Source organism: Streptomyces sp. PU-14G, assembly GCF_041028275.1.
Lineage (GTDB): Bacteria > Actinomycetota > Actinomycetes > Streptomycetales > Streptomycetaceae > Streptomyces.
In genome coordinates, this window is record NZ_JASKYT010000605.1 from 1 (window position 1) to 2,825 (window position 2,825).

Here is a 2,825-nt window from a genome sequence, read left to right on the forward strand (position 1 = left end):
GGGCGGGGGCGCGGCGGGCCCGGCGCACTGCCCGAGCCGCTCACACAGCGGGAGCTGGACGTGACACGGCTGGTGGCGCGCGGACGCACCAACGAGGAGCTCGCCGCCGAACTGTATGTGTCGCTGTCGACGGTGAAGACGCACCTGGGCAACGTCCAGCGCAAGCTCGCCGCGCGGAACCGGGTGGAGATCGCCGCCTGGGCGTGGGAGCACGGTGTCTGCACGACCGATCCGGGCTGACGCGGGCGCCCTGCGGTGCCCGCCCTGCGGCGTGGCCGTCATGTCGCGCGGAGACACCGGCGTGGTTGCCGCCGCCAGGGGGAACACGGGGAGATGTCCACTGCGCGTAGCGACGAAAGACGAAAGGGGACCGGGGTGGGAAAGGACTTCTCCGTCGGAGACCACGTCAGGTGGAACTCCGAGGCCGGACACGTCGAAGGCGTCATCGTCAGGAAGCACACGCAGGACGTGGAGTACAAGGGCCACATGCGCCGGTGCACCGAGGACGATCCCCAGTACGAGATCAAGAGCGACAAGACCGATCACGTCGCGATGCACAAAGGGGATGCCCTGACGAAACTGTAGGCAAGGGTTCGTTCGCCGCGGTGCGGACGTCGGGAGCCCGGCAGCGCGGGTCACCTCGCGCGGTGGTCGCCGGACAGGTCGTAGACCCGTGCCCAGTCCACTTCGTAGACGGCGCCCTGCATGCCGTCCCCATGGAAGTTGTCGAGCTGTATGACCTGGTGCATGGACGGGGCGCACTGGATGCAGTCGCGGTCCGCGTTCGCGCCGCCGGAGAAACGGAACCACTCCTCGCCGTCGACGAAGCCACGCAGGTGCTCAGGCGTCCACTCCAGGGCGACGTTGTGCCACTGCGACAGGTCCACTCCGCACTTGCGCGCGGACTCCTGCTGTACGGGCACGCCCTCCGGGTGCGGGTAGTGCAGGAACGCCTCGGCGCACTGCTCGCCGGGAGCGCCGTTCTCCAGATAGTCGTACTCGCCGTCCTGAGGGTGCTCGTCGGAGTCCGGCCACAGGAGCAGCAGCGGATGGTACTGGCGCCCGTTGTCGTCGGCAGTGGCCCGGGACCGCACCCGGGCCTCCCACCGGCCGTAGCGCCGGCCGTGGGACGAGGCGAGCCAGCCGGTGTCGCCGTCCGCGTCACCGGTCATGCGCAGTACGCCCCCGACGACGCGGGTGTTGGCGTCGCAGCGGCGGCCGTTGTCGTCGTGGCCCGGCCAGCACGCGCCGGGGTCGCCACCTGCCAGATGCCACTTGGTGCGGTCGGGAACGGCGGGGTGGGCCTCGGAGCCGTAGTCGAACTCGTCCGATCCCGCGGACAGCGGGTCGCCCCACCCTTGGCGTTGCGCGGCGGTCGTCGGAGGGGTGGAGGTGGCGTGCACCGCGGGTGCCGTGAGTGTCACCGCCAGTGCCGCCGCGCCGACGCCTATGGCGAGGCGCCGGGTCCGCATGGGTATGTGCATGTCTCTCCTTCGCTCTGTGCATCCGTAGCGCACGAGGTCTGATATCCCGCCGGTCTGCTGTGCCGCTGGTCGGCTGTGCCACCGGTCCGATGCACAGCCGCTCCGCTGTGCAGCCGGCCCGCCGCTCTGCCGCTCTGCCGCTCCGCCGTTCTGTCCGCGGCTGTGCGGGGTYGGGGCGGGGCGTACCGCTGCCGCGGCCCTCCCGGCCCCGGGAGCTGTCGGTCCAACCATCGGGCCACTGATTCATGCCTCGCAGTGTGCCTGCACCCGGATGGCGGAACACAGGGTGGGTACCGCTTCGGCGACGAGCTGTAGCAGTTCTGATGCAAAATGCCGGGCTCGGGTGACCTGTGCGACGCCCCATAGGGTGGAGGTCATGACCGATCAGGCGCATGCGGCGCACAGTGAGCTTCCGGGCAAGCCGACGGCCGCCTCCCGTACGACCCTCTCCCACATCATGACGGGCAGCGAGACCAATCTGTACGGGACCGTGCACGGCGGCGTGATCATGAAGCTGGCCGACGACGCGGCCGGCGCCGTGGCGGGGCGCCACTCCGAGGGACCCGCCGTGACCGCCTCCATGGACGAGATGGTGTTCCTCGAACCGGTCAGGGTGGGGGATCTGGTGCATGTGAAGGCCCAGGTCAACTGGACGGGGCGGACCTCGATGGAGGTCGGAGTGCGGGTGCTGGCCGAGCGGTGGAACGAGTCGACGCCCGCCACTCAGGTCGGCTCCGCGTATCTGGTGTTCACGGCGATCGACGAGGGCGGCAAGCCGAGGACGGTGCCGCCGGTGGTTCCTGAGACGGAGCAGGACCGCCGCCGCTACCAGGAGGCCCAGATCCGCCGTACCCACCGCCTGGCCCGCCGCCGCGCCATCAAGGACCTGCGCGCGGCCCGCCCCGCGGAGTAACCGTCTCGGCAGCCCTATCCCTCGGACTAGGCCAAGGGCATAGGCCAAGGGCACGAGGGGGACGTGGAACGCGCCCCGGAGGGGGCGCGGGGAACGGCGCGACAAGCCACAACTGACCCGCGGACCGCACACTGCGGACAGTGGCACCCCCTACCGGGAGCAGGAACCGCAAGAAATCCCTAGTCGCAGCTCACCTCGTCGCCGCGCATCGGGGCTTCCGCGGGGCGGCTGCCGGGTTCGGGTGCGCGGACCTCGCGTACGCGCTGGTCGGGATCGCCGACGACGACTTTCATGCGGGCGCCCTGGTGGGGGGCCTTCACCAGTTCGGCGCCGGGCAGGGCGGCGGCCAGGGAGCGCGCCGAGCGGTCCCAGTCGGGGTCGTAGGTGACCGTGGTGCGGCCGTCCTGGGTGCGGGGGGCGTTGGASGG

General features: G+C 70.9%; 4 protein-coding genes and 1 pseudogene. 3 read left to right on the top strand and 2 right to left on the bottom strand.

Features of this window, described 5'->3' with window-relative positions; all coding sequences use genetic code 11:
* The coding region (locus AB8Z75_RS33905; protein WP_369208823.1) for a response regulator transcription factor at window positions 1-240 on the top strand (240 nt) is incomplete at its 5' end.
* A 93-nt stretch (window positions 241-333) separates the two neighbouring features.
* Window positions 334-585, top strand: coding sequence for a DUF2945 domain-containing protein (locus tag AB8Z75_RS33910; protein WP_369208825.1), 252 nt, complete (start codon window positions 334-336; stop codon window positions 583-585).
* Window positions 586-635: 50 nt separating this feature from the next.
* On the opposite strand, the gene AB8Z75_RS33915 is transcribed toward AB8Z75_RS33910, so the two are convergent.
* On the bottom strand, window positions 636-1,484 hold the full coding sequence (locus AB8Z75_RS33915; protein WP_369208827.1) for a glycoside hydrolase family 16 protein: 849 nt from the start codon (window positions 1,482-1,484) through the stop codon (window positions 636-638).
* Between the two features lie 376 nt (window positions 1,485-1,860).
* Here AB8Z75_RS33915 and AB8Z75_RS33920 point away from each other — a divergent pair, with 376 nt between their 5' ends.
* A complete protein-coding gene (locus AB8Z75_RS33920) occupies window positions 1,861-2,397 on the top strand; it encodes an acyl-CoA thioesterase (RefSeq protein ID WP_369208829.1) in 537 nt (178 codons plus the stop codon).
* Between the two features lie 179 nt (window positions 2,398-2,576).
* Here AB8Z75_RS33920 and AB8Z75_RS33925 read toward each other — a convergent pair.
* Window positions 2,577-2,825: pseudogene (locus tag AB8Z75_RS33925) on the bottom strand (LytR family transcriptional regulator); the annotation flags it as partial.

Bases quoted from the DNA above. Each gene is read 5' to 3' on its own strand.
- AB8Z75_RS33910 (WP_369208825.1), top strand. From the start codon at position 334: ATGTCCACTGCGCGTAGCGACGAAAGACGAAAGGGGACCGGGGTGGGA.
- AB8Z75_RS33915 (WP_369208827.1), bottom strand. From the start codon at position 1,484: ATGCACATACCCATGCGGACCCGGCGCCTCGCCATAGGCGTCGGCGCG.
- AB8Z75_RS33920 (WP_369208829.1), top strand. From the start codon at position 1,861: ATGACCGATCAGGCGCATGCGGCGCACAGTGAGCTTCCGGGCAAGCCG.